Origin of the sequence: Klenkia marina, assembly GCF_900101025.1 — a bacterium.
GTDB classification, from domain to species: Bacteria; Actinomycetota; Actinomycetes; order Mycobacteriales; family Geodermatophilaceae; genus Klenkia; species Klenkia marina.
Genome location: NZ_FMUH01000002.1, coordinates 104,656 through 129,667, shown reverse-complemented (window position 1 = coordinate 129,667; position 25,012 = coordinate 104,656). Strand labels below are relative to the sequence as shown.

Here is a 25,012-nt window from a genome sequence, read left to right as displayed (position 1 = left end):
GACGAGCCCGGGCGTCGCGACCGCGTCGTCCGCCGTAGAAGCACGCCCAGAAGAGGAACGACCACCGTGACTGCACACCTGCGACGCAGCACCGTCGCACTGTCCCTGGCCACCGCCGCACTCCTGGCCCTCGGGGCGTGCAGCAGCAGCGCCGACATCGAGGAGGAGGCCCGGACGGCGGACGCCGGCGCCTCCGGCACCGCGATCTCGGTGGACACCAGCCCCGACCAGGAGCGCATCCACTCCACGCTCGACCCCGAGGCCGCCGCTCTCCTGCCGGCGGGGGCCTTCGACGAAGGCGTCCTGCGGGTCTCGGTGACCCAGGGGGCGGTGCCGCTGGCGTTCTACGCCGACGACAACGCCACCGTCGTCGGCAGCGAGACCGACCTGGCCACGATCTTCGGCGACGCGCTCGGCCTGGAGGTCGAGTTCGTGGTCAACGACTGGTCGAACTGGCCGCTGTCGGTGCAGTCCGGCGACGTCGACGCCGTGATCTCCAACGTCACCGTGACCGAGGAGCGCAAGCAGCTCTACGACTTCGCCACCTACCGGTCCGACGTGCTGGGCTGGCTGGTCGGCGCCGACTCCGGGCTGTCCATCTCCTCCGCCCCCGACATCGCCGGCCTCACCGTCGGGGTCTCCTCGGGCACCAACCAGGAGCAGATCCTGCTGGCCTGGAACCAGGAGAACGTCGACAACGGGCTCGAGCCGGTCACCGTCGACTACTACCAGAGCTACAACGACGCCGTCCTGGCCCTGCAGTCGGGCCGCCTCGACGCCTACGTCGGCCCGAACCCGACCGCCGCCTACAGCGCCGCCACCTCCCCGCAGGACTTCGCCGTCGCCGGCACGACCAGCGGTGGGTGGCCGGCCACCGCCGACATCGCGGTGACGACGGTCAAGGGCAACGGCTACGCGCAGGCCTTCCAGGCGGCGATCCAGCACACCATCGAGGACGGCACGTACGCCGACGTCCTGGCTCGCTGGGGCCTCTCCGCCGAGGCCGTCGACTCCTCCCAGCTCAACCCGCCCGGTCTGGGCGCCTGATGACCTCCCGGAGGTTCCACGTGGAACGCGTTCGTCTGTCCCGGCTCGTCGCGGCCTTCCCGCTGGCCGCCGTCCTGCTGCTGACCTCGTGCACGAGCTCGGCGGAGATCGAGCAGGAGGCGCGGTCCTCCGACGTACCGTCCTCGGCCCTGGTGGTGGACACCTCGCCCGAGCAGGCCGACCGGGTGCGCACCGACGAGGACCCGGACGCCGCTGCCCTGGTGCCGACCGACATCGCCGAGGACGGCGTCCTGCGGGTCGGTGTCAACGGGGCGGGCGACCCGCCGTTGGGTTTCCTGGCCGACGACAACGGCACGGTGGTGGGCAGCGAGGTCGACATCGCCCAACTCGTCGCCGACGGCCTCGGCCTGGAGCTCGAGGTGGTCAACACGACATGGGAGTCATGGCCGTTGGGCGTGCAGTCCGGCGACCTGGAGGCCGTGTTCTCCAACGTCGGGGTCAACGCCGAGCGGTTGCAGCTGTTCGACTTCGCCACCTACCGACAGGGGATCATGGCCTTCGTCGCGGCTCCCGACAGCGGGCTGGACATCGCCGACGCCGCGGGCATCTCCGGCCTGTCGGTGGGCGTGGGCTCGGGCACCAACCAGGAGCGCATCCTGCTCGACTGGAACGCCCAGCTGGAGGCCGAGGGCAAGGCCCCCGCGACGCTGGAGTACTACGTGAGCGCCGCCGACGCCCTGCTGGCCATCCAGTCGGGTCGCCTCGACACCTACCTCGGGCCCAACCCGAACGCGGTGTACCAGGAGTCGGTCGGCGACGTCGAGGTCGTGGGCACGGTGAACGCCGGCTGGCCGAACACCACCTACGTCGCGGCGACCACGCTGAAGGGCAACGGGCTGGCCGCGGCGATCCAGGCCTCGCTGCAGCACGCCTTCGACGACGGCACCTACGCCGAGACCCTCGAGCGCTGGGGCCTCGGCGACGAGGCGGTGGACGCCCCCGAGCTCAACCCGGCGGTCGCCTCCTAGCGCCCGCTCCCCCGCACCGTCGATCAGGGGGTGCACAGGAGTCCATCCCCCGCCACGAACTCTGGTGGAGGGGGATGGACTTCTGCGCACCCCCCTGATCAATGCTGGGCGCCCGGGGGTTCGACCTCGGCCAGCCAGCGGGTGAGGATCGCCTCCAACGCGGCGCGGTCGGCGGGGTCGAGGTCGGCGAGCAGCCGCGCCTCGTTCGCCATGTGGTCGGCGAACGCGGCGTCGACCACCCGCCGTCCGGCGTCGGTCAGGCTGACCACCCGGCCGCGGCCGTCGCCGTCGTCGCGGGTGCGGCGGACCAGTCCGTCCCGCTCCAGCCGGTCCAGCCGCTTGCTCATCGCCCCGGTGGTCACCATGGTGTGCGCGGCCAGCTCCCCCGGCGCCCGGGCGAACGGCGGCCCGGCCCGGCGCAGGGTGGCCAGGACGTCGAACTCGCCCTCGCCCAGCCCGTGCCGGCGGTAGACCACCACGAGCTGCTCGGTGAGGTGCCCGGCGAGCCGGTGCAGCCGGCCGATCACCCCCTGCGGGGAGACGTCGAGGTCGGGGCGTTCGCGCGCCCACTCGGCCTGGATGTGTGCGACGCGGTCCACGGACTGGACGATACCTTCCACGGAAGCCATAGTGTCTTCCATGGAAGACATGCGGCGCTGGTCACTGGTCACCGCCGTCGCGCCGGTCGCGTGGGGGTCGACCTACGTGGTCACCCACCACCTGCTGCCGCCCGACCAGCCGCTCACCGGCGCCGCCCTGCGCGCCCTGCCGGCCGGGATCCTGCTGCTCGCCGTGGTCCGCCGGCTGCCCCGCGGCGCGTGGTGGTGGCGCTCGGCCGTGCTCGGAGGGCTGAACGTGGGGCTGTTCTTCCTGCTGGTCTACGAGAGCGCGCAGCTCCTGCCCTCCGCCGTGGCCTCGACGGTGATGGCCACGTCACCGGTCGCGCTGACCCTGCTGGCCTGGGCGCTGCTCGGACAGCACCCGGCTCCGGCCCACCTGGTCGGCGGAGCGGTCGGGGTGCTGGGCGTGGGCCTGCTGCTGCTCGGGGACGCAGCCGGGGTCGACCCCCTGGGCGTGCTCTGCGCGGTGGCGGCGATGGTGTCGTCGTCCGTCGGGTTCGTACTGGCGCGGCGGTGGAGCGACGGCACCGACCTGGTCGCGACGACGTCGTGGCAGCTGGTGGCCGGGGGCGCGGCACTGGCGGTGGCGGCGTGGGCGACCGGTGACGAGTGGCCGCCGGTCGACGTCCCCACCCTGCTCGGGTTCGGCTACGTGACCCTGGTGGCGACCGCGCTCGCGTTCGTCTGCTGGTTCGCGGGCCTGGCCCACCTGCCCACCGGCACCGTCGGCCTGGTGGGGCTGCTCAACCCGCTCACCGGGGTCGCCCTGGGCTGCCTGGTGTTCGGGGAGGTGCTCGACGCCCGGCAGTGGGCCGGGGTCGCGCTGGCGCTGGCCGGCATCGCGCTCGGCCAGCACCAGCGGTCGGTCAGAGCGCGGCGCGGGTCCAGTCGCTCGAGTACTCCAGCCCGGAGCGCTGGAAGAGCTGGGTGACCGGGCAACGGCGCTCGGTCTCGGCCTGCAGCTTCGCGAAGGTCTCGTCGTCGGCATCGGTCTGCACGGTCGCCCGCACGGTGACCGCGTCGAAGTTCGCGTTGCCCTGCTCGCCGCCGACCATCACGGCGGTGTCGAGGTCGCCCTGCACGTCGAAGGTCCAGGCGCCGAGGGTCACCCCGAGCTCCTTGGCCACGATCGAGGCGGTGATCTGGTTGCAGGAGGTCAACGCGCCCAGCACGTAGGACAGCGGGCTGGGCTGCGCGTCCGCGCCGCCGAAGGCCGGGTAGGTGTCGACGTCGAAGACGTGGCCGGCGTCGCCGCCGACGGTGACGGTCTGCGCGACGCCGGTGCCCTCCGCGTGGTTGGTGAAGGGGACGACGCTCGCCTTGGGCCGGGTGGCCATGGATGAATCTCCTCGGGTCGGAAGGTCGGTGCTCCGCCGGGGTTCGGCGGGAGTGCGTGGGTCAGTTCACCGGGTCGGGCCGCACCCGGCACCTCGGGCCACCGCGGACAGATCGGCCCCCGCCAGTCCGGCGACCGGGCGGGGGTCGGCCACCGGCTGGTGCCGGCCGTCGACCACCGCGTACTCGACGGACGGGCCCTCGGTGACGAACCGGGCGACCGCGGCCACGAGGCGGTCGACGTCGTCCGAGGTCGTGCCGACGCCGACGCTGGCCCGCAGCGCGCCGCCGGCGACGCCCAGCCGGGCGAGCAGCGGGTGGGCGCAGAACCGGCCGTCGCGGACGCCGATGCCGTGCTCGGCCGACAGGTAGGCGGCCACCAGGCCCGGGTCGGCCCCGTCGACGGTGAAGGAGACGACGCCGGTGGGGTCGACCGAGTCCGACCAGATGCGCAGCAGCCGCACGCCCGCGACGTCGTCCAGCCCCTCGACCAGACGACCGCGCAGCTCCCGCTCGTGCTGCTCGAGGGCCCCGGGAGCCACCGCGGACAGGGCGTCGCAGGCGGCGGCCAGCGCGACCGCACCCAGCACGTTGGGCGAGCCGCCCTCGTGCCGGTGCGGGGCGGCGACCCAGGTGGTGGCCCCGACGTCGACCTGGGCGACCGCGCCGCCGCCGGGCAGGTAGGGCCGGCCGGTGTCCAGCCAGTCGCGGCGGCCGACCAGCGCACCGGTGCCGAAGGGGGCGTAGAGCTTGTGCCCGGAGAAGGCCACCCAGTCGGCGCCGGACTCGGCCAGGGAGAACCGGCGGTGCGGTACCAGCTGGGCGCCGTCGACGAGCAGCAGGGCGCCGTGGTCGTGCGCGAGGTCGGCCACCCGGCGCAGCGGCAGCGACTCCCCCGTCACGTTGGAGGCGCCGGTCACTGCGACCAGCACGTAGCGGCGGGCGGCCAACGCGTCGGCCAGGAGCTGGAGCGTGCCTGCGACGGTGGGCGCAGCGGTGAGCACGTCGCACAGGTCGCGCGAGCGCTGCTGCCAGGGCAGCAGGTCGGCGTGGTGCTCGACGTCCAGGACCAGGACGGCGCCGTCGGCGGGCAGGCACCCGGCCAGCAGCGACAGGCTGTCGGTGGTGTTGCGGGTGAACACGCAGACGTCGTCGTCGCGGGCGCCGACGAACGCGGCCACGGTGTCGCGGGCGGACTCGTACAGCGCGGTGGAGACCTGCGAGAGGTAGCCGGCGCCGCGGTGCACGCTGGCGTAGAGCGGCAGCGCCTCCGCCACCCTCGCCGCGACCGAGGCCAGGGCCGGGGAGCTGGCGGCGACGTCGAGGTTGGCGTAGTCGACCGTGCCGCCGGTGACCAGCGGGACCCGGGCGCCGGCGGTGGGCAGCAGGGCGGCGGTGGGACGGCAGTCGAGGGCGAGGGACATGGGGTGCTCCTGGCGGTCCAGGGGCCCGCCCGGAGGCCGGGCCCGCGCTTGCGGCTGCGCTGCGCAGCCGCCAGGTCGTCACCCGGAGCACCCCATCGCGGTGGAAGGGTTGCCGGCCAGCGAGCCGGGGCTTCGCGCTGGCACTCGTGACCTGCCGAGCACAGTAGCAGACAATCCCGATCGGCATGGTGCACTTCGACGGTGCGACGGCGCCGCGCGCCCGCCCCCGACCACCGGGCGCGGTCGACCGCGCCCGGGGTCGGCTCAGGACGCGGCCGCGGCCGCCCGGTCGGTGGTGCGCAGCGGGAGGCCGAGGTGGTCGCGCAGCGTGGTGCCCTCGTAGTCGGCCCGGAAGACCCCGCGCTCCTGCAGCAGCGGCACCACCCGGTCGACGAAGGGCGCCATGCCGCCCGGGGTCACGTGCGGGACCAGGATGAAGCCGTCGCTGGCGTCGGCCTGCACGTACCGGTCGATGGTGTCGGCCACCGTCTGCGGCGTGCCGATGAACGACTGCCGGCCGGTCACCTCGACGATCAGCTCACGGGTGGTGAGGCCCTCGGCCTCGGCCTTGGCCCGCCACTCCTGCGCGGTGGCGACCGGGTCGCGGTGCATGCGCACGCTGGCCCGGCCGCGGGCGATGGTGTTCTCCCCGACCACCGGGTCGACGGTGGGCAGCGGGCCGTCGGGGTCGTGGTCGGACAGGTCGCGGTTCCACAGCTGCTCGAGGAACTTGATCGCCGTCGCCGGCGACACCTGGGCCAGCCGGATCTGCTGGGCGAGCTCGGCGGCCTCGGCCTCGGTGTCGCCGAGCACGAAGGTGGCGGCGGGCAGGATCAGCAGCTCGTCGCGGGTGCGACCGAACTTCGGCAGTCGGCCCTTCACGTCGGCGTAGAACGCCTGCCCGGCCTCCAGCGTGCTGTGCCGGGAGAAGATGGCGTCGGCCGAGGCCGCGGCGAAGTCCCGGCCCTCGTCGGAGTCACCGGCCTGGAAGATGACCGGCCGGCCCTGCGGGCTGCGCGGCACGTCGAACTGGCCCGCGATGTCGAAGAACCGGTCGCGGTGGGCGAAGGACCCCGGGTGCGGGTCGACGAGGAAGGTCCCGCTCTCCTTGTCCGCGACGACCTCGTCGCCGCGCCAGGAGTCGAACAGCTCGGTGGCCGTCTGCAGGAACGACCGGGCCCGGTCGTACCGGTCGTCCTGGGCGAGGAACCCGCCGCGGCGGAAGTTCTCGCCGGTGAAGGCGTCCCAGGAGGTGACGACGTTCCAGGCCGCCCGGCCGGCGGAGAGGTGGTCCAGGCTGGCGAACTGCCGGGCCACCTCGTAGGGCTCGTTGAACGTGGAGTTGATGGTGCCGGTCAGCCCGATGCGCTCGGTGACCGCGGCCAGCGCCGCCAGCACCGTGAACGTGTCCGGCCGGCCGACGACGTCGAGGTCGTAGATGCGGTCGTTCTGCTCACGGAGCCGCAGGCCCTCGGCCAGGAAGATGAAGTCGAGCTTGCCGCGCTCGGCGACCTGGGCGAACTCGTGGAACGAGTCGAACTCGATGTGGCTGCCCGAGGCGGGGTCGCTCCACACGGTGGTGTTGTTGACGCCGGGGAAGTGCGCGGCGAGATGGATCTGCTTGGGCACGGCGGGCTCCTCAGGCGTTCGCGTAGCGGTTGGCGGGGCAGCCCAGGCCGAGCAGCCCGCGCAGGGTGCCCGCCTCGTAGGCGGCGCGGAAGGCGCCGCGGCGCTGCAGCTCGGGCACCAGGCCGCGGGTGATCTGCTCCAGGTCGTCGGGCAGGACGGCGGGCCGCAGCCGGAAACCGGTCAGGCCGGCCCCCTGCCACTCCAGCAGCAGGTCGGCGAGCTGGCCCGGGGTCCCGGTGAACACGTGGGCGTCGCTGCGCAGCGGCGACCCGGCGACGTCGTCGAGCCGGGCCAGCCGGTCGGCCGCCGCGGTCGCGTCGTCGTCGAGCACGACGAGCACGTCGCCGAACACGTGCACGGTCTCGGCCTCCCGGCCGGCCGCGGCCTGCTCGGTGCGGACGGCGGCGACCAGGCGGGCGGCGTCCGCGGCGTCGGTGGGCGTCACGAAGCCCAGGTCGGCCGAGCGCCCGATCAGCCGCCAGGGCACCTCGGCGTGGCCGAGGGCGGCGACGAGCGGCTGGCCCTGCGGGGGCCGCGGGGTGATCGAGGGGCCGCGGACCGAGAAGTGCCGGCCCGCGAAGTCGACGTAGTGCAGCTTGTCCACGTCGACGAACCGCCCGGTCGCGGCGTCGCGGATCTCGGCGTCGTCCTCCCAGCTGTCCCAGAGCCGGCGGAGCACCTCGACGTACTCGGCCGCCTCGTCGAACAGCTCGTGGGCCAGCGGCCCGTCGGCGACGGCGGCCGGGTCGAGCGGCGGCAGGTCGCGTCGTCCGAAGTGCACGGCGGTGTCGGCCCGGGCGGCCACCTGCACGCGGACGCCGGCCCGGCCGGTGCTCACGAAGTCCAGCGTGGCGACGGCCTTGGACAGGTGGAACGGCTCGGTGTGGGTGACCACGGCCGTCGGCAGGAAGCCGAGGTGCCGGGTGGTCGGTGCCACGCGGGAGGCGACGAGCACCGCGTCGAGCCGGCCGCGGACCCGGTCGGTGCGGTCGTCGGCGACGAACGGGTCGTCGGACTGCAGCTGCAGCGCGTCCTCGATCGTGACGGCGTCCAGCAGCCCGCGCTCGGCCTCCTGCGCCAGGTCGGTCCAGTAGCCGGCCGTCAGCAGCTCGGCCGGGCGGGCGCCGGGCTCACGCCAGGCGGCGGGGTGCCAGCCGGCGCCGTCCAGCGCGGCGACGAGGTGGATCGGGGGGTGGGGCACGTGCTCCTCCGGGCGGCTCGGCGGCACGGGCCCACGGGGCGGGGCCAGCTACCGCGCTTGCGGGCCGCGGATGCGGCTCGCCGGGTCATCACCTGGGGCACCCCGCCGCGGAGGAGGGTTGCCGGACAGCGAGCCAGGGCTTGCCGCTGCCACTCATGACCTGCTCCGACCGTAGCCCCCGCCGTCGATGAATGTCCACCGGAACAGTAGGGATTACGGTCGGGGTCACCCGCCCGGCCGGCGGCCGGGCGGGTGCGGGGTCAGAACGCCGGCAGGACGGCGCCGTCGTACTCGTCCTCGATGAACTGGCGCACCTCGTCGCTGTGCAGCAGCCGCTCCAGGGTCTGGATGCGCTCGTCGTCCTCGTCACCGGCGCGCACCACCAGCAGGTTGGCGTTGGGGTTGCCCTCGGCCTCCTCCAGCGCGAGCGCGTCCTCGGCCGGCGAGAGGTCGGCGTCGATGGCGTAGTTGCCGTTGATCACCGCGATGTCGACGTCGGCCAGCGACCGCGGCACCTGCGCGGCCTCGACCTCGGAGATGTCGAGGTCCTTCGGGTTCTCCTCGACGTCCAGCGAGGTGGGCGCGGCGTCGCCGGTGTCGGCGAGGGTGATCAGGTCGTTGGCCTCGAGCAGCCGCAGCGCGCGGGCGGCGTTGGTCGGGTCGTTCGGGATGGCCACGGTGCCGCCGTCGGGCAGCTCGGCGAGGTCGGTGAGGCTGCCGGAGTAGATGCCCAGCGGCTCGATGTGCACCGGCTCGAGCGCGGTGAAGTCGTAGCCGGCGCTGGCCTCCTGCTCCTCCAGGTAGGGGATGGTCTGGAAGAAGTTGGCGTCCAGCGAGCCGTCGTCCAGGGCCACGTTGGGCTGCACGTAGTCGGTGAACTCCACGACGTCGAGGTCGAGCCCGGCCTCCTCGGCCAGGTTCTCGTCGATGTACCGCAGGATCTCGGCGTGCGGCACGGGCGAGGCGCCGACGCGCAGCGGCTCGTCGGGGGCCGAGATCTCGGCCTCCCCGCCGCCGCAGGCGGCCAGGACCGCGGTGGCGGTGAGCGCGGACAGGGTCAGGGCAAGGCGTCGCACGAGCGTGTTCTCCAGGGTCGTCATCGGCGCGCCAGGCGGCGCGCCCAGGTGTCGCCGCCGAACTGCAACGCCTGGACGACGACGAGCAGCAGGACGACGGTGAGCAGGGTGATGTCGGTGCGGAACTGCTGGTAGCCGAACCGGATGGCGAAGTCGCCGAGCCCGCCGCCGCCGATCGCGCCGGCCATGGCGGAGTAGCTGATGAGCGCGACGACGGTGACGGTGACGCCGGCGACCAGGGAGGGCAGCGCCTCGGGCAGGAGCACGGTGCGCACCACCTGCCGGCGGCGGGCGCCCATGGCCAGCGCGGCCTCGACCTTGCCGTGCGACACCTCGCGCAGCGAGGTCTCGACCAGCCGGGCCAGGAACGGGACGGCGCCGATGGTGAGCGGCACGATCGCCGCGGTGGAGCCGATGGTGGTGCCCACCAGGCCGCGGGTGACCGGCGCGACCAGGACCAGCAGGATGATGAACGGCAGCGACCGGCCCAGGTTGACCAGCAGGCCGAGCACCCGGTTGGTCCAGCGGCGCGGGGCCAGCCCGTCGGGGGCGGTGACGGTCAGCAGGACGCCGAGCGGGATGCCCAGCAGCACGGTCAGCGCGGCCGAGACCGCCACCATGTAGAGGGTCTCCCCGGTGGCGTCGGCCAGCTGCGGGGCGATGCGCGACCAGTCGCTCATGCCGCCACCCGCTCGACCTTCGAGCCCTCGGCGCGCAGCTGCTGCAGCGCGGTGTCCAGGCCGGACAGGTCACCGTCGGTGATCCGCAGCAGCAACCGGCCGTGCCGCCCACCGGCCACGGTCTCCACCGACCCGCCGGCCACCTCGACCGCGAGGCCCAGCTGACCGACGAGCACCCGCAGCACGGCGGCCTCGGGAGCGGTCTCGGTGACGGTGACCCGCAGCAGGGTGCCGGCGACGCGGTCGTCGGCGATCGGCGCCGGCAGCAGCGCGGCGGCCAGCGGGGAGTCGTCGCGGGTGAGGACGTCGTCCAGCCGGCCGCCGTCGACGACCCGGCCGGCCTCCAGCAGCACGGCGGAGTCGCAGACCGCCTTGACCACGGCCATCTCGTGGGTGATGAGCAGCACGGTGAGGCCCAGCTCGTCCCGCACCCGGCGCAGCAGCTCCAGCACGCCGGTGGTGCTGGCCTGGTCCAGCGCCGAGGTGGCCTCGTCGCAGAGCAGCACCTGCGGCCGGGCGGCCAGCGCGCGGGCGATCGCCACGCGCTGCTTCTGCCCGCCCGAGAGCTGCCGCGGGCGGGCGCCGGCCCGCTCGGCCAGCCCGACCAGGTCCAGCAGCTCGGCCGACCGGCGGCGGCGCTCGGCGCGACCCACCCCGGTCAGCTCCAGCGGGTGCTCGACGTTCTCGGCCGCGGTGCGGGAGTCCATGAGCTCGAAGTGCTGGAACACCATGCCGATCGAGCTGCGGGCCTGCCGTACCTGGTCGGCCGGCAGGTCGGTGAGCACGCGGCCCGCCACGGCGACCGACCCGGAGGTGGGCCGCTCCAGCAGGTTGACCAGCCGGATCAGGGTGCTCTTGCCCGAACCCGAGGGGCCCACCACGCCGGCGAAGTCACCGGCCGGGACGGTCAGGTCGACGCCGTCGAGGGCGACGACCTCGGCGGCGTCGCGGCGGCCGGGGAAGACCTTGCGGACGCGGTTCAGTTCGATCACGGAGTTCCTCGGACAGGCGACGGAGGCAGGGGCGTTCCCCCGCAGGACGGCGTCGTCAGCGACAGAGGGAACTGGCCACACCGGCGTGGTCGACGGCGCGGTCGCGCGTCAGGAGCAGCCGGGGCACGCCGGCGATCGTGCCCACCCGGGCGCAATTCCTACAACTCCGGTGGACAATTTGTGACCAAGGGCTCAGGCCGCTCCCGCCCTCGATCCCGCGTCGTGGGCCGCGTGCCGATGTCGGTGCCGGCGGGCATGATCGCCCGGTGGACGGTGCTGCGGACGGGTCGAGGGAGGCGTCGCTGGCCCGGTTGCGGCCCCTGCTGCGCGCGGTGCACGAGGCGCTGGTCGCCGGTGTCGCGGTGAGCCGGCAGATCCACCGCCAGCACGGCTGGCAGACCGCCGCCGACCCGCACCTCGACCGCCAGCTCGTGCGCCGGCACGCCATGGAGCAGCTGCGCCCCTGGGCGGCGTCGATCGGCGAGCAGCTCACCTTCGACGTCGGCGACACCGGCGGCGAGAACCTCGGCCTGCCCATGAGCGGGCTGATCATCACCACCGAGACCGACGTCGTCCGGGTGTGGCACTCCGAGGACGGCGAGCTGCCGCCGGGCGACACGTCGGCGCTGCGCACGTTCTACGCGCAGACGCCGACGTCCCAGCTCTCCCTGGACGGCGCGCCCCCGGTCGGCAACCACCTCGCCCTGCTGTGGGCCGACCGGGAGGGCGCCCTCACCCGGTTGGAGCTCGTGCGCCCGTGGGCCCGGGGTGGCCGGCACCCCGAGGCCGACTGGCGCGTGGACCTGCTGCGCAGCTGATCAGTAGGTGAACTGACCGACGGTGCTGCGCAGGTCGGCGGCCATCAGCGCCAGCTTGCCCACCTCCTCGCGGGTGCCGGCCAGGGTGTGCGTGGTCTGCGCCGAGGCCGAGGACACCGACGAGACGTTCGCCGCGATCTCCTCCGAGCCGCCGGCGGCCTCGGCGATGTTGCGCGACATCTCGTTGGTGGTCGCGGTCTGCTCCTCGACCGCCGAGGCGATGGTCAGCTGGAAGTCGTTGATCTGCCCGATGACCTCGCCGATGCGCCCGATCGCGGTGACGGCCTGCCCGGTGTCGTTCTGGATGGCCTCCACCCGGCGGGCGATGTCCTCGGTCGCCCGGGCGGTCTCCTGCGCCAGCTCCTTCACCTCGTTGGCCACCACCGCGAAGCCCTTGCCCGCCTCACCGGCACGCGCGGCCTCGATCGTGGCATTGAGCGCGAGCAGGTTGGTCTGCTCGGCGATGGAGGTGATCACCTTGACGACGTCGCCGATCTCCTTCGACGACAGGCCCAGCTTGGTGATCGTGGCGTTGGTGGCCTCGGCCTCGCTCACCGCGCCGGCGGCGACCCGCGCGGCCTCGTTGGCGTTCTGCGCGATCTCCCGGATCGAGGCACTCATCTCCTCGGCACCCGCGGCCACGGTGGCCACCGACCGCGAGACCTCCGACGCCGCCCCCGACACCAGGTCGGTCTGCGCCGACGTCGCCCGGGCGGAGTCGGCCATCGCACCGGCCGACGACTCGAGCTGGCGGCTGGACGTCGCCACGGCCTCGGCTGCGTCGCGGGCACCGGCCAGCACCACACCGAGGACGCCGGCCACCCCGTTCAGGGCCTGCGCCATCTGGCCGGCCTCGTCGGCGCCGCGCACCGGCACCCGCACCGAGAGGTCCTTGTCGGCGATGCGCTGCAACCCGTCGCGCACCTCGCGCACCCCGCGGGTGATGCTGCGGGCGATCGCCCCACCGATGAGGACGGTGACCAGCAGCGCCGCGGCGGCGGCCAGCAGCGAGGTCAGCCGGGTCGTCGCGGCGACGTCGGCGCGCTCGGCGGCCAGGTCGGCCACCCGGGTGTCGACGGCGGCGACCAGGTCGTCCATCCCGCCGGCGAGGACGTAGTAGATGTCCCACTTGGGCCCGGCGGAGACCGCGTCGCCCTCGTCGAGCTGCCCGGCGGCCCACAGGTCGAAGATCTGGTCGTTGTACTGCGACATCGCCGTCCAGTTGTCCTCGACGACGTCGAGGGCGGTCCGGCCGTCGGCGGTGAGCTCGGCGCGGTCGAGGTCGAAGACGCGCTCGAAGTCGGTCACCGCCTGGCGGTAGGTGGTGACGTTGTCGCCGTCCGGGGCGGCGGCGACCGCGCCGCCGTCGACCCGGGACTTCCAGGCGGTGATGTTCTGCCAGTTGGTGGCCCAGAGCAGGTCGTACTTGGCGGTCTGCACCTGGTCCTGGACCTCGACGGCGGCCTGCATGCGGCTGTTGATGTCGTCGGAGACGGCCTGGCCGCGCAGGGCGAGGCCGCTGACGGCGACCAGCCCGACGCTGCTGGTCACCACCAGGGCAGCGATCTTGGTGGCGATGCCGCGGTCGGCCCACCAGCGGCCGGGCGACGTTCGGGTGACGGGCAACGGTGCTCCTCCCCGAGTCCGCGTGGTCCTGGGTGGACCACCGGGGCGGACCGGTGTCGGAGGAGTCCTCGGTCGTGGCCCGTGCGCACTGAACCCGGGCGGACCGGAACCGGGAAAATACTTCAGTGATGAGACATCCCGGGTGCCCATGTCGACACCCGGGACGCCCCGTCAGACGACGTGCTGCTGGTCGGGCGTGCCGAGCACCCGGGGCCAGCCGGCGGGGACGACGACGTCCTCGGGGCGCAGGTCCTTGACGTCGCGGTGGCCGAGGCCGAGGACGGCGGAGTCGATGCCGCTGCGCAGGATGTCCAGCACGTTCTCCACGCCGGCCTGGCCGTTGGCCGCGAGGCCCCACAGGTAGGCGCGGCCGATCATCGCGGCCTTGGCGCCCAGCGCGAGGGCCTTGACGACGTCGGAACCGCGGCGGATCCCGCCGTCGGTGACCACCTCGACCTCGTCACCCACCGCCTTGGCGATCGCCGGCAGCGCCCGGATCGGGGCGGGGGTGCCGTCGAGGTTGTTGCCGCCGTGGTTGGACACCGAGATGGCGGTGCAGCCGGCGTCGACCGCGCGCTTGGCGTCGTCGACCCGCATGACGCCCTTGAGCATGAACGGCCCGCCCCACTGCTCGCGCAGCCAGGCGACGTCGTCCCAGGTCGGCAGGGGGGTGCCCATCCACTCGCCGTAGGCGCCGAAGAAGGTGGGCGCGTCCCCGCCGCCGGGCGGGGCCAGGTTCGGGGTCTTCAGGTCCGGGATCTTCCCGGTCTTGGCGAACGTGTAGAGCCACTGCGGCTTGAGGGCGACCTCGGGGGCGAACCTGACCGCGGTCTTGAGGTCGATCTTCTCCGGGATCGACGGCGACCCCCAGTCGCGGCCCATGGAGAACGACCAGTCCAGGGTCATGATCAGCCCGACGCAGCCGGCGGCGCGGGCGCGCTCCATGCGCTGCACCAGCACGTCGCGCGAGCCCACCCAGTACATCTGGAAGAACGTCTGCGGGCTGGCCGCGGCGACCTCCTCTACCGGCTTGGAGGCGAAGGAGCTCAGCCCCATCGTGATGCCACGGGCGGCCGCGGCCCGGGCGACGGCGACCTCGCCGTCGGGGTGCACGGCCTGCACCCCGGTCGGGGAGATCATCACCGGCATCGACAGCGGCTGGCCCATCACCGTCGTCGACAGGTCGCGCTCGCCCTGCAGCCCGGCCACGTGCGGGGCGAACCCCAGCTCGGCGTAGGCCCGGGTGTTGTCCTCGACGGTCCAGCCGCGCTCGGAGCCGGCGATCAGCGCGCCGTAGACCGAATTCGGCAGCCGGCGCTTGGCCCTGCGCTGCGCCTCGGCGACGGTCTCGAACCAGGGGTTGCCCATGCGTGTGCCCTCCAACGGCCAGCGACTGTGCTGCAGACCACAGCATGCCCGCTCGTGGCACTGAGTGCCACCCCTCCTGGCGCGGAACTGCGGCCTTCCGCGCAGTCGCCCGTGCGCCCCTGCACCGCGGGTGCGCGCCCGCACCTGCCGTGCAGCTCGAGAACACGTCCCGCCACGCACCTCCGCCACGAGTGCTCGCCCGAGCCGGTCCGTGCCAGGCTGGTCCGGTGGAGCCCCGGACCCAGCTGCCCGGCGCCGCCGCCTGGCTGGTCGGGACGGCGCTGCACCCGGCCGGCGCGGTGCTCGGCGCCGGCCTGGCCGTCGGCTCCGTGGTCACCACCGGGTCCCCGTCGGCCGGGGCCCGGGTCGCCGGCGGGCTGCTGTGGGGGGCCGGGCCGGAGAACTCCGTGCTCGCTGTGCTGGCCGCCGGGGTCGCCTCGCTCGGGGTGCGCGAGCGCCCGATGACCGCGGACGAGCACGCCTGGGCCGCCGACGAGCTGCTCGGCGACGCGCTGCCACCCCGGCACCGGCTGCTGCTGACCGACACGGTGGGCGCCGGACGCCGTCCCTTCGTCTTCCCCCGCTGGGACGGTGCGATCACCGTCAACCTGGGCCCCGAGCTCTACGACGACCCGGTCGGCACCGACCCGCACACCTTCCTGCACGAGCTGGTGCACACCTGCCAGCTGCGCACGGCGGGCGCCCGGGCCTTCACCAGCCGGGCCGTGGTCGAGCAGGTGCGGCACACCCTGGGCCGCGACGCCTACGCCTACGACCTGCCGGTGCGCCCGCTGGCCGCCTACGGGCTGGAGCAGCAGGCCCAGCTGCTGGCCGACTGGTGGCGCGGGCGCGCCGGGCGCCGCGGCCGGCCCGCCCCGCTGCGCGGCCACACCCGTCGTCCGAAGGACCCGGCCAACCCGTGGGCGGCGTGCGTCGCCGACCTGCACGCCGGCCGGCTGTGGACCGGTCCGTCACGGGTGGGTGCGGCGTGGCGCGCCCGGGGTGGCGCGGCGCCTGCCTAGCGTGGCCGGGTGCCTCCCCGCTCGCAGTACGACAACCTGGTGCACCCGCGCACGGTCAAGAAGCCTCCCGTGCAGGTCGAGGCCGAGAAGGACCTCGTCGTGGAGGACCCCAGCTCGGGCTTCGTCGGCGCCGTGGTGCGCTGCGAGAAGGACGTCGTCCACCTCGAGGACCGCTTCGGCCGGGTGAAGGGCTACCCGCTGGGTCCGGGCTTCTGGGTCGACGGCCGGCCGGTGACGCTCGTCCGCCCGAAGGCCGCCGTCGCCGCGGCCCCCACCCGCAGCGCCTCGGGCTCGACCTACGTCGCCGGTGCCCGCGCCCGGGTCGCCCGCGAGGGCCGCATCTACGTCGAGGGCAAGCACGACGCCGAGCTGGTGGAGAAGGTCTGGGGCCACGACCTGCGCATCGAGGGCGTCGTCGTCGAGCCGCTGCACGGGGTCGACGACCTGCCGGGCATCGTGCGCGAGTTCCGGCCGTCGTCCGGACGCCGGCTGGGCGTGCTGGTCGACCACCTGGTGACCGGGTCCAAGGAGTCGCGGATCGCCGCGCAGGTCACCGGGTCGCACGCGCTGGTGGTGGGCCACCCGTTCATCGACATCTGGCAGGCCGTGAAGCCCTCGGTCGTCGGCATCCCGGCCTGGCCGACCGTGCCGAGGGGCGAGGACTGGAAGACCGGCGTCTGCCGCCGCCTGGGCTGGGAGGACGACACCGGCTACGTCTGGGCCCAGCGCATCCTGGCAAGGGTCCGCACCTGGACCGACCTGGAGCCGCAGCTCATCGGCCGGGTCGAAGAGCTCATCGACTTCGTCACGGAGAGCTAGCAGCCGCCCCCGCGGAGCGGGGACCCGACGGAGCACGGACCCACCCGCGCGGAGCCGGGACGCGACAGAGCACGGACGTCCCCGGTCGCGGGGGCCGGAGGCCTCCCGACCGGGGACGTCGTGGTGCTCAGCTCAACGGGGGTACGGCCGTTGGCCGCGGTGCGATCCGGAGGATCGCGATCTGCTCAGCCCGGGATGTAGTTGAAGGTGTCCGGGTCCGGGCCCGTCCGCTCGTCGCGGTTCAGCGCGCTGATGGCGGTGATGTCGTCCTCGCTGAGCTCGAAGTCGAAGAGGGCGAAGTTCTCCTCGACGCGGCTGCGGGTGACCGACTTCGGGAACACGATGTCGCCCCGCTGGATGGCCCAGCGCAGGGTGACCTGGGCCGGCGTGCGGCCCACGCGCTCGGCGACGCGCACGATGGCGGGGTCGTCGAGCACCTTGCCCTGCGCGATCGGCGACCAGGCCTCGGTGGCGATGCCGCGCTCGGCGCCGAAGGCGCGCAGCTCGTCCTGGGTCAGGTAGGGGTGCACCTCGATCTGGTTGACCGCCGGGGTGATGTCGGTCTGGTCGCGCAGCCGGTTGAGGTGGTTGCTCTGGAAGTTGGAGACGCCGATCGCGCGGGCCTTGCCGTCGCGGTAGATCTGCTCCATCGCCTTCCAGGTCTCGACGAAGTCGACGTCGATGCCCGGCAGCGGCCAGTGCACGAGGAACAGGTCGAGGCGCTCGACCTGCAGGTCGGCCAGCGTCTGGTCCATCGCGCGCAGGGCGTCGTCGTGGGCGTGGAAGCCGTTGTTGAGCTTCGAGGTGATGAAGACGTCGTCGCGGTCCAGCCCGGAGTCGCGGAGGCCCTCGCCGACCTCCTTCTCGTTGCCGTACATCTCGGCGGTGTCGATGTGCCGGTAGCCGACCTCGAGGGCGGTGCGCACGGCCTCACGCGTGTTCTCGGGCTCGATCTGGTAGGTGCCGAAGCCCAGCTGGGGGATCTCGACGCCGTTGTTCAGGGTCACGGTGGGTACGGAAGCCATGGTGTCGTCCATGCCCATCGCCCACAACCGGTATTCGTGGGATCAGAAGTAGTCGAGCAACTGCGGAGCGCGACCGCAGCTCAGCAGGTCCAGCACGGCGGGGTCCCCGACGCCGCTGACCAGCCCGGCCGCCGCGGCCGCCCGCCCGCCGGCCGCGCCGGTCCACAGCAGGGCCAGGCCGCCCGGCCGGACGACGAGGTCGCCGCCCCCGCCGACCCGGGTCGCGCGCCCCTCGCCGCCGTCGAGCTCCACCTGCCAGGTGCCGGTGTTCCACGGTGCGACCTCGTCGACCACCGCCAGCCGCACCGCACCGCGCACGTGCGGGGGCCAGCCGCGGGCGGCCACCGCCCGTTCGACGTCGACCAGGCGGTGCATGAACACGTGCGTGCCCGGGCGGGTGGCCCGCTCGAGCGGCAGCACCTGCGAGACGGCGTCGCCGAGCAGCACCGGGACGTCGACGGTGCGCGTGACGGTGCGCCACCCGGCCAGGACGTCGACCAGCGCCCGGGCGGCGGCCGGGGTGGTGGCCAGCAGGTCGCTGACGTCGAGGGCGGCCTCGGCGCCGTAGCCGCGACCCCGCTCGTAGCCCAGCACGCCGGTGACCTCGCCGTCCTCCTCGGCGACGGTCAGCAGGTCGACGCCGTCGCCCAGGGGTTGCTCGTCGCGCGGGGCCAGCTCCCACCGTCCGCCCCGGCGGGTGAGCGGCCCGTCGAACCCGCGGGCCACCTGCTCGTAGAGGTCGACCACCAGCGGCCGGTCGGCGACGGTCCCCGGCCGCAGCACGACGCCGTCCTCCCGGGCTGCGGGCAGGGCGGCGGTGTCCAGCACCGCCGACCCGAGCAGCCCCGTGACCGCCCAGCCCAGCGACCGGTAGGCCGCCGACACGGTCGGGTACAGCGCGCTCACCGCCGCCCCGCGGTCCCTGGCGGCGGCCAGCGCGGTGGTCAGCAGCTGGCGGGCCACCCCGCCGCGGCGCACCTCGGGGGCCACGGCCACACCGCTGACGTCGGCGGCGGGCACGGCCCGGCCGCCCCACCAGGAGTGCTCCTCGTGGTCGGTGACCTTGCCGACGAGCCGACCGGTCGCGTCGTCGTAGGCGCCCCACCGGTGGATCTCGGGGATGGTCGACAGCGCCCGGGCCGGGGCCTCGGCCGGCCCGCCGAAGGCCCAGCGGCCCAGCGTCCACGCCTCGGCCAGGTCGTCCTCGGACAGCAGGCGCACGGTCACCGACACGCCGCGCACCCTGCCAGAGCGGCCCGGCCCGTGTCGGGGACAGCCGGGGCAGCGGGGGGACGATCAGGGAGTGGGCGCCACCTCGTCGAGGCGCGTCGTGGGGGCGGGTCCGGGGTCGCGGGGGAGCCGGTCAGGGCGGCGGACCAGGAGGCCGCCGGCGAGGGCCAGCAGCCCGGCGAGCGCCGCACCGGCGGCCGGCACCAGGAAGGCGCCCTCGGCACCCCAGGCGTCCACGGCGGCCCCGGCCACCGCCGCACCGGCGGTCACGCCGAGGGTCAGGCCGGTCGAGGTCCAGGTGAGCCCCTCGTTGAGGGACGTGCGCTCGACCCGCGACTCGACCAGCGACATGCCGGCCACGAGCACCGGGGCGATGGTCAGGCCGGCCAGGAACACCGCGACCACCAGCCACGGCAACGAGCCGACCAGCAGCAGGCTCTGCGTGGCCAGGCCGAAGAGCAGCCCGCAGCCCACGAAGCGGGCCAGCAGGGTGCCGGGCAACCGCACGATGCCGTAGAGCAGGCCCGAGACCAGGCTGCCGCCGGCGTAGGCGGCCAGCGCGACGCCGGCCATGACCGGCTGGCCCTGCTCCTGCGCGAACCCGACGACCACCACGTCCATCGCGCCGAACACCACCCCGACGGCGAGGTAGGCGACCGCGACGACGAGCAGCGTCGGGCTCAGCACCGAGGTGGCCGAGCGTGCGGTCCCCTCGGCGCGGCGGTGCACCGGGGGCTGGGTGGCGGTCTGCCGCGAGAGCCAGACCGAGCCCAGGACGCCGACCAGCAGGCCGACCAGGAAGCCGGCGGGCGGGGCGATGAGCGCGGCCAGGAAGGTGATGGTCGGCGGGCCGACGACGAAGACGACCTCGTCGACCACCGACTCGAACGCGAACGCGGTCTGCCGCTCGTCGGCCCCGGGCAGCGCGTGCGCCCACCGCGCCCGGACGGCGGCGCCGACGTTGGCCGCGGAGGCCCCGGCGAGCGCGGCCAGCACGAACCACGACCACCGCGGCGCCCCGAGCACCACGGCGGCGGCGAACGAGACGCCCAGCACGAGGTAGACCGCCGCCGACCAGGCCAGCACGCGGCCCTGGCCGAGGCGGTCCATGCCGCGGGCCCACTGCGGGCTGCCGACGGCGAAGGCCAGCGCGAGCGTGCCGGCGACCGCCCCGGCCAGGCCGTAGCTGCCGGTCTCGCCGGCCACCATCAGCACCGAGCCGAGGCCCATGCTCGACATCGGGACGCGGGCCAGCCAGCCGGCGAAGGAGAAGGAACGGGCACCCGGCACCGCGAAGATGCGGCCGTAGGGGGCGAAGGGGTTGCGCACGGGATCGGTCTCGACTTCCTGGCCACAGGCGGAGACAGGGGGGCCTGCCGTGTGTCCGGGTGGCGATCCGATGCTAACGAGTCCGTCCACGCAGAATGGGCCCGTGCCGAGCCCCCGCGTGGTCGTCCCGTTGACCCGCCGCCGCCTCGACGTCGACCCGCACCGGGCCGCCAGCCGGGTGTCGGCCTACGTCTACGGCACCGTGCTGGTGCTCGCCGCCGTGGTCGGCGTGTCCCCGGAGGCGGTCGGCTCCGGGGCAGGCGTGCTGGTCGTGGTCGGCACCGTGCTCTCCACGTTCGTGGCGCACGTGCTGGCCCACTCGGTCGGCGAGCTGGTCACCGGCGGGCAGCACCGGCAGCTGGGCGACGCCGTCCGCGACGCGATCCCGATCCTGAGCTCCGGGGTGCTGCCGGCCGTGCTGCTCCTGCTGGCCGCCGACGGCGCGCTGACCGAGGTGTGGGGCCAGTCGCTGGCCGCGCTGGTCGGGCTGGTGCGCGTGGCCGGCATCGGGGTGGTGTACCGCCGCCTGCAGGCCGACGTCCCGTTCGGGCGTGCGGTGCTGGTGGGTGCAGTGGCCGCGGCGGTGGCGCTGCTGGTCGTCGTCCTCAAGCTCGCCCTCACGCACTGAGGCCACGCAACGGCGTGCAACCCGCCCGTGCGGCACCTGCCCATCTCCTGGTCCGCAGGTGCGGAGAGCGGTGTGACCGGGCGCACGTCCCCCGCGGGCGTCGAGCACAGCGGCTCTACAGTCGGGCGGGTGACGACGCCGAGCCCGCTCCCCGACCCGGTGGTCCGCGTGCCCGCGCCGGCGCCGGGGGCACCCGGCAGCGGCGGGCTGGTCGACCGGCACGGGCGCACCGCGACCGACCTGCGGGTCTCGCTGACCGACCGCTGCAACCTGCGCTGCACCTACTGCATGCCGCCCGAGGGCCTGGACTGGCTGCCCAAGGTCGAGCAGCTCACCGACGACGAGGTCGTGCGGTTGGTGCGCATCGGCGTCGAGCACCTGGGCATCGAGGAGGTCAGGTTCACCGGGGGCGAGCCGCTGCTGCGCCCGGGCCTCACCGGCATCGTCGCGGCCACCACCGCGCTCTCCCCGCGACCCGAGGTCAGCCTCACCACCAACGCCATCGGCCTCTCGCGCATGGCCCCGGCGCTCGCGGCGGCCGGCCTGGACCGGCTCAACGTCAGCCTGGACACCCTCGACCGCGACCGGTTCAAGCAGCTGACCCACCGCGACCGGCTCGCCGACGTGCTGGCCGGGCTCAAGGCGGCCAAGGACGCCGGGCTCACCCCGGTCAAGGTCAACGCGGTGCTGCTGCGCGGCATCAACGAGCACGACGCCGTGCCCCTGCTCGAGTACTGCCTGGACAACGGCTACGAGCTGCGGTTCATCGAGCAGATGCCGCTGGACGCCCACCACGCCTGGACCCGCGGCGAGATGGTCACCGCCGAGGACATCCTCGCCCAGCTGACCGCCGCGCACACCCTCGTCCCCGACGTCGAGGAGCGTGGTGCCGCGCCGGCCGAGCGCTGGCTGGTCGACGGCACCGACCTCACCGTCGGGGTCATCGCCTCGGTCACCCGCAGCTTCTGCGGGGCCTGCGACCGCACCCGGCTCACCGCCGACGGCCAGATCCGCAACTGCCTGTTCGCCCGCGAGGAGTCCGACCTGCGCACCGCGATGCGCGAGGGCGCCACCGACCAGGAGCTGGCCGACCGCTGGCGCATCGCGACGCTGACCAAGCTGCCCGGCCACGGCATCGACGACCCGTCGTTCCTGCAGCCCAGCCGGCCGATGTCGGCCATCGGGGGCTGACGGTGGCGGTGACCGTGCGCTACTTCGCCGGGGCCCGCGCGGCGGTCGGCACCGACACCGAGGTGCGCGACGCCACCACGCTGGCGGATCTGGTGGGGCAGATCGTGGACGACCACGGTGCGAGACTGGAGCGCGTGCTGACCGCGTGCTCCTTCCTCGTCGACGGCACGTCGACGCGGGACCGCGCGGTGGCACTCCACCCCGGGGCGGTCGTCGACGTGCTGCCCCCCTTCGCCGGAGGCTGATCCACCCACCCCGTGAGCTCCCTGCCTCACAGACCCGACCACCGCGTTTCCCGCACCGTCCCCGAGGGGACCGGCCAGCCGTGATCGAGTGGTTGCTCGTCCTGGTCGGCCTGGCCCTGGTGGCCGCCTGCGCGTGCTTCGTGGCCTTCGAGTTCTCCCTCGTCACCGTCGACCGCGCCACCGTCGAGCGGCGGGCCGCCGAGGGCGACGCCGGGTCCGAGGGCGTGCTGACCGCACTGCGCACGCTGTCCACCCAGCTGTCGGGTGCCCAGCTGGGCATCACCGTCACCAACCTGGCCATCGGCTTCGTCGCCGAGCCCTCCATCGCGGCCCTGCTGCGCGGGCCGCTGGGGGCCCTCGGTCTCGGGGACGGCGCAGCGCGCTCGGTGTCGATCACCCTGGCCCTGGTGCTGGCCACCGCGCTCACGATGGTCTTCGGCGAGCTGGTGCCCAAGAACATCGCGCTGTCCGAGCCGCTGCGCACCGCCCGTGCGGTCACCGGCTTCCAGCGCGCGTTCACCCGGGGCACCGCGCTGGTGATCCGGCTGCTCAACGGCTGGGCCAACGCCGTCCTGCGGCGGGTGTTCTCGGTCGAGCCGCAGGAGGAGCTCGCCTCGGCCCGCTCGGCCGAGGAGCTGACCTCGTTGGTCCGCCGCTCGGGCAGCCAGGGCACGCTCGAGGCGGCCACCGCGCAGATGCTCACCCGCGGCCTGGCGTTCGGCGAGCTGCGGGCCTCCGACGTCGCCACCCGCCGGCTGCAGATGACCACCGTGCCCGTCGACGCACCGGTCGCCGCCGTGCTGGCGTCGGCCCGGGCGTCCGGGCACTCGCGCTTCCCGGTGACCGGTGAGGGCGTCGACGACGTGGTGGGGCTGGTCCACGTGAAACACGCCCTGACCGTGCCGCGGGCCGACCGGGGCACCGTGGCCGTCGCCGCGGTGATGGTGCCCGCCCTGTACGTGCCCACCAGCCGCCGGCTGGACGACCTGCTCACCGACCTGCGCCAGGGCAGCCTGCAGATGGCGGTGCTGGTCGACGAGTACGGCGGCACCGACGGCGTGGTGACCGTGGAGGACCTCGTCGAGGAGCTGGTGGGCGAGGTCGCCGACGAGCACGACGAGCCCGAGGTGCCCGGCCTGACCGACCGCGGCGACGGCAGCTGGTCGGCCAGCGGCCTGCTGCGCCCCGACGAGGTGCGCGACGCCACCGGGCTGCAGGTGCCCGACGACCACAGCTACGAGACCCTCGGCGGGCTGGTGCTGCGGCACCTGGGCCGCATGCCCGAGGTCGGCGACCGGGTCGAGGTGCAGCGCGAGCTGCCGCCCGAGCTGGCCGACGACGTGGACGACGAGACCGGGCTCGGCGGGGTGTGGCTCGAGGTCGCCGCCCTGGAGGGCAGCCGGGTCGACCGCGTGCTGGTGGGCGAGATCCCGCCCAGCGCCGGGGAGGAGGACTCATGAGCGACTGGGTGGGGGTGCTCGTCGCCGTCGTGCTGCTGGGCCTCAACGCGTTCTTCGTGGGTGCGGAGTTCGCGCTCATCTCGGCGCGCCGCTCGTCGGTGGAGCCGTTGGCCGAGGCCGGGTCGCGTCGTGCCCGCACGACGCTGGCCGCCATGGAGCAGGTGTCGTTGATGATGGCCGCGGCGCAGCTGGGCATCACCGTCTGCTCGCTGGGGCTCGGCGCGATCGGGGAACCGGCGGTGGCGCACCTGCTGGAACCGGTCTTCGAGCTGCTGCGCGTGCCCGAGGCCGCGGTGTACCCGATCTCCTTCGCCATCGCCCTGTCGGTGGTCGTGGCGCTGCACGTGGTGATCGGCGAGATGGTGCCCAAGAACCTGGCGCTGGCCGGGCCCGACCGGGCCGCGCTGGCCCTGGCCCCGCCGCTGAAGCTGGTGGCCACCGTGCTCAAGCCGTTCCTGCTGCTCATGAACGCGATCGCCAACGCGGTGCTGAGGCTGGTCGGGGTCGAGCCCAAGGACGAGGTGACCAGCTCGTTCACCCGCGACGAGGTGGTGGGGCTCATCGACGAGTCCCGCGCCGGGGGCATGCTCGACGCCGCCGACCACGACCTGCTCACCGGCGCGCTGACCCTCGACGAGCGCGACACCCGCACCGTGCTCATCCCCCGGGCCGAGCTCACGGTGCTCGGGCCCGCCGACGACTCGCTGGCCGTCGAGCAGCTGGCCGCCCGCACCGGCTTCTCCCGCTTCCCCGTGGTCACCGGCGGAGAGCTGAGCGGGTACGTGCACGTCAAGGACGTGCTGGTGGCCGAGGGCGAGCCCGACGTGCGGGTGGCCGACATCGTGCGCCCGCTGCCCCGGGTCGACGCCGCGGCCGACCTGCGCAGCACGCTGCAGACCATGCAGGCCGACCGCGCCCAGCTCGCCGCGGTGGTCGACGCCGGCCGGGTGGTGGGCGTCGTGGCGCTGGAGGACATCCTGGAGGAGCTGGTCGGCGAGATCAGGGACGGTGTGCACCGATGAGGAGGACGAGGCGATGAGCGTGTTCGACAAGGCGAAGGCGAAGGCCGAGGAGCTGCTGGGCCGGGCCACCGAGGTCTACGGCGAGTCCCACGGCGACGCGGCCGCCGAGGCCGCCGGCGAGGCCCGCCGGCTGGAGGGCGAGGCCGAGGAGGAGGCCCTGGAGCGCGAGGAGCGCGCCCCCGACCACCGGCACGGCGACGACGACGGGCTCGCCGGCGCCCGCTGAGGTCGGCGGC

The 25,012-nt window shown here is 74.3% G+C and carries 25 protein-coding genes and 2 riboswitches; of the genes, 12 read left to right on the top strand and 13 right to left on the bottom strand.

Translation table 11 applies throughout. The features are described from left to right. The first annotated feature begins 66 nt into the window (after positions 1–66). Together BLP29_RS05835 and BLP29_RS05830 are read left to right on the top strand one after the other, a co-directional pair. The gene (locus BLP29_RS05835; protein ID WP_092801216.1) at positions 67–1,047 is read left to right on the top strand and encodes an ABC transporter substrate-binding protein; all 981 of its coding nucleotides are present in this window, start codon (positions 67–69) and stop codon (positions 1,045–1,047) included. A gap of 20 nt (positions 1,048–1,067) precedes the next feature. Beyond that, positions 1,068–2,036, top strand: a complete 969-nt coding sequence (locus BLP29_RS05830) for an ABC transporter substrate-binding protein (protein WP_243469732.1) — start codon at positions 1,068–1,070, stop codon at positions 2,034–2,036. A gap of 98 nt (positions 2,037–2,134) precedes the next feature. Here BLP29_RS05830 and BLP29_RS05825 read toward each other — a convergent pair whose 3' ends face one another. Next, positions 2,135–2,635, bottom strand: coding sequence for a MarR family winged helix-turn-helix transcriptional regulator (locus tag BLP29_RS05825; protein WP_243469731.1), 501 nt, complete (start codon positions 2,633–2,635; stop codon positions 2,135–2,137). 40 nt (positions 2,636–2,675) lie between these two features. Between BLP29_RS05825 and BLP29_RS05820 the strand changes: the two genes are divergently transcribed. Next, positions 2,676–3,587 (top strand): DMT family transporter, encoded by a 912-nt coding sequence (locus BLP29_RS05820; protein WP_207798334.1) that lies wholly within the window; start codon positions 2,676–2,678, stop codon positions 3,585–3,587. On the opposite strand, the gene BLP29_RS05815 is transcribed toward BLP29_RS05820, so the two are convergent. The 7 genes from BLP29_RS05815 to BLP29_RS05785 all read right to left on the bottom strand — a co-directional run bounded on the left by BLP29_RS05815 (position 3,523) and on the right by BLP29_RS05785 (position 10,993). Further along, complete coding sequence (locus BLP29_RS05815; protein WP_092801208.1) at positions 3,523–3,993, bottom strand: OsmC family protein; 471 nt, start codon at positions 3,991–3,993, stop codon at positions 3,523–3,525. The genes BLP29_RS05820 and BLP29_RS05815 overlap by 65 nt on opposite strands. A gap of 66 nt (positions 3,994–4,059) precedes the next feature. Next, on the bottom strand, positions 4,060–5,415 hold the full coding sequence (locus BLP29_RS05810; protein ID WP_092801205.1) for an aminotransferase class V-fold PLP-dependent enzyme: 1,356 nt from the start codon (positions 5,413–5,415) through the stop codon (positions 4,060–4,062). A gap of 39 nt (positions 5,416–5,454) precedes the next feature. Then, a riboswitch (SAM riboswitch) is annotated at positions 5,455–5,567 on the bottom strand. Positions 5,568–5,679: 112 nt separating this feature from the next. Beyond that, positions 5,680–7,044, bottom strand: a complete 1,365-nt coding sequence (locus BLP29_RS05805) for an NtaA/DmoA family FMN-dependent monooxygenase (RefSeq protein ID WP_092801202.1) — start codon at positions 7,042–7,044, stop codon at positions 5,680–5,682. Positions 7,045–7,054: 10 nt separating this feature from the next. Beyond that, a complete protein-coding gene (locus tag BLP29_RS05800; protein WP_092801199.1) occupies positions 7,055–8,245 on the bottom strand; it encodes an LLM class flavin-dependent oxidoreductase in 1,191 nt (396 codons plus the stop codon). Between the two features lie 48 nt (positions 8,246–8,293). Then, positions 8,294–8,406: riboswitch (SAM riboswitch) on the bottom strand. Between the two features lie 99 nt (positions 8,407–8,505). Further along, entirely contained in the window at positions 8,506–9,345 is an 840-nt protein-coding gene (locus BLP29_RS05795) for a MetQ/NlpA family ABC transporter substrate-binding protein (RefSeq protein WP_092801196.1), read from the bottom strand. Further along, the gene (locus tag BLP29_RS05790) at positions 9,342–10,001 is read right to left on the bottom strand and encodes a methionine ABC transporter permease (RefSeq protein ID WP_092801192.1); all 660 of its coding nucleotides are present in this window, start codon (positions 9,999–10,001) and stop codon (positions 9,342–9,344) included. Before BLP29_RS05790 ends, BLP29_RS05795 begins: the two co-directional genes overlap by 4 nt. After that, positions 9,998–10,993 (bottom strand): methionine ABC transporter ATP-binding protein, encoded by a 996-nt coding sequence (locus tag BLP29_RS05785; RefSeq protein ID WP_092801189.1) that lies wholly within the window; start codon positions 10,991–10,993, stop codon positions 9,998–10,000. The genes BLP29_RS05790 and BLP29_RS05785 overlap by 4 nt, the downstream gene beginning before the upstream one ends. Before the next feature lie 266 nt (positions 10,994–11,259). Here BLP29_RS05785 and BLP29_RS05780 point away from each other — a divergent pair, with 266 nt between their 5' ends. Next, entirely contained in the window at positions 11,260–11,811 is a 552-nt protein-coding gene (locus BLP29_RS05780) for a hypothetical protein (RefSeq protein WP_243469730.1), read from the top strand. Here the strand turns inward: BLP29_RS05780 and BLP29_RS05775 are convergent, their stop codons facing one another. Next, a complete protein-coding gene (locus tag BLP29_RS05775; protein ID WP_243469729.1) occupies positions 11,812–13,437 on the bottom strand; it encodes a methyl-accepting chemotaxis protein in 1,626 nt (541 codons plus the stop codon). Positions 13,438–13,608: 171 nt separating this feature from the next. Continuing rightward, complete coding sequence (gene mftD, locus BLP29_RS05770; RefSeq protein ID WP_243469728.1) at positions 13,609–14,820, bottom strand: pre-mycofactocin synthase MftD; 1,212 nt, start codon at positions 14,818–14,820, stop codon at positions 13,609–13,611. A 212-nt stretch (positions 14,821–15,032) separates the two neighbouring features. On the opposite strand from mftD, the gene BLP29_RS05765 reads away from it, so the two are divergent. Continuing rightward, positions 15,033–15,827 carry a hypothetical protein gene (locus tag BLP29_RS05765; RefSeq protein WP_092801180.1) on the top strand — a complete coding sequence of 265 codons (795 nt, stop codon included), beginning with the start codon at positions 15,033–15,035 and terminating at the stop codon, positions 15,825–15,827. Positions 15,828–15,836: 9 nt separating this feature from the next. Then, positions 15,837–16,646, top strand: a complete 810-nt coding sequence (locus tag BLP29_RS05760) for a DUF3097 domain-containing protein (RefSeq protein ID WP_092801177.1) — start codon at positions 15,837–15,839, stop codon at positions 16,644–16,646. A 185-nt stretch (positions 16,647–16,831) separates the two neighbouring features. On the opposite strand, the gene BLP29_RS05755 is transcribed toward BLP29_RS05760, so the two are convergent. The 3 genes from BLP29_RS05755 to BLP29_RS05745 all read right to left on the bottom strand — a co-directional run bounded on the left by BLP29_RS05755 (position 16,832) and on the right by BLP29_RS05745 (position 20,230). Then, entirely contained in the window at positions 16,832–17,653 is an 822-nt protein-coding gene (locus BLP29_RS05755) for an aldo/keto reductase (protein WP_243469727.1), read from the bottom strand. 60 nt (positions 17,654–17,713) lie between these two features. After that, positions 17,714–18,904 carry a GNAT family N-acetyltransferase gene (locus tag BLP29_RS05750; protein ID WP_092801174.1) on the bottom strand — a complete coding sequence of 397 codons (1,191 nt, stop codon included), beginning with the start codon at positions 18,902–18,904 and terminating at the stop codon, positions 17,714–17,716. Positions 18,905–18,967: 63 nt separating this feature from the next. Next, entirely contained in the window at positions 18,968–20,230 is a 1,263-nt protein-coding gene (locus BLP29_RS05745; RefSeq protein ID WP_243469726.1) for an MFS transporter, read from the bottom strand. A gap of 103 nt (positions 20,231–20,333) precedes the next feature. Here BLP29_RS05745 and BLP29_RS05740 point away from each other — a divergent pair, with 103 nt between their 5' ends. The 6 genes from BLP29_RS05740 (at position 20,334) to BLP29_RS05715 (ending at position 25,002) form a co-directional block, all read left to right on the top strand. After that, positions 20,334–20,858 carry a hypothetical protein gene (locus tag BLP29_RS05740; protein WP_133379051.1) on the top strand — a complete coding sequence of 175 codons (525 nt, stop codon included), beginning with the start codon at positions 20,334–20,336 and terminating at the stop codon, positions 20,856–20,858. 129 nt (positions 20,859–20,987) lie between these two features. Next, positions 20,988–22,049 carry a GTP 3',8-cyclase MoaA gene (moaA, locus tag BLP29_RS05735; protein ID WP_207798333.1) on the top strand — a complete coding sequence of 354 codons (1,062 nt, stop codon included), beginning with the start codon at positions 20,988–20,990 and terminating at the stop codon, positions 22,047–22,049. A 14-nt stretch (positions 22,050–22,063) separates the two neighbouring features. Then, positions 22,064–22,294, top strand: coding sequence for a MoaD/ThiS family protein (locus tag BLP29_RS05730; protein ID WP_279385437.1), 231 nt, complete (start codon positions 22,064–22,066; stop codon positions 22,292–22,294). An 80-nt stretch (positions 22,295–22,374) separates the two neighbouring features. Beyond that, positions 22,375–23,754 (top strand): hemolysin family protein, encoded by a 1,380-nt coding sequence (locus tag BLP29_RS05725; protein ID WP_092801167.1) that lies wholly within the window; start codon positions 22,375–22,377, stop codon positions 23,752–23,754. Beyond that, the gene (locus BLP29_RS05720; protein WP_092801164.1) at positions 23,751–24,776 is read left to right on the top strand and encodes a hemolysin family protein; all 1,026 of its coding nucleotides are present in this window, start codon (positions 23,751–23,753) and stop codon (positions 24,774–24,776) included. The genes BLP29_RS05725 and BLP29_RS05720 overlap by 4 nt, the downstream gene beginning before the upstream one ends. Positions 24,777–24,789: 13 nt before the next feature. Beyond that, positions 24,790–25,002, top strand: a complete 213-nt coding sequence (locus tag BLP29_RS05715) for a hypothetical protein (RefSeq protein ID WP_092802892.1) — start codon at positions 24,790–24,792, stop codon at positions 25,000–25,002. Positions 25,003–25,012 lie beyond the last annotated feature (10 nt).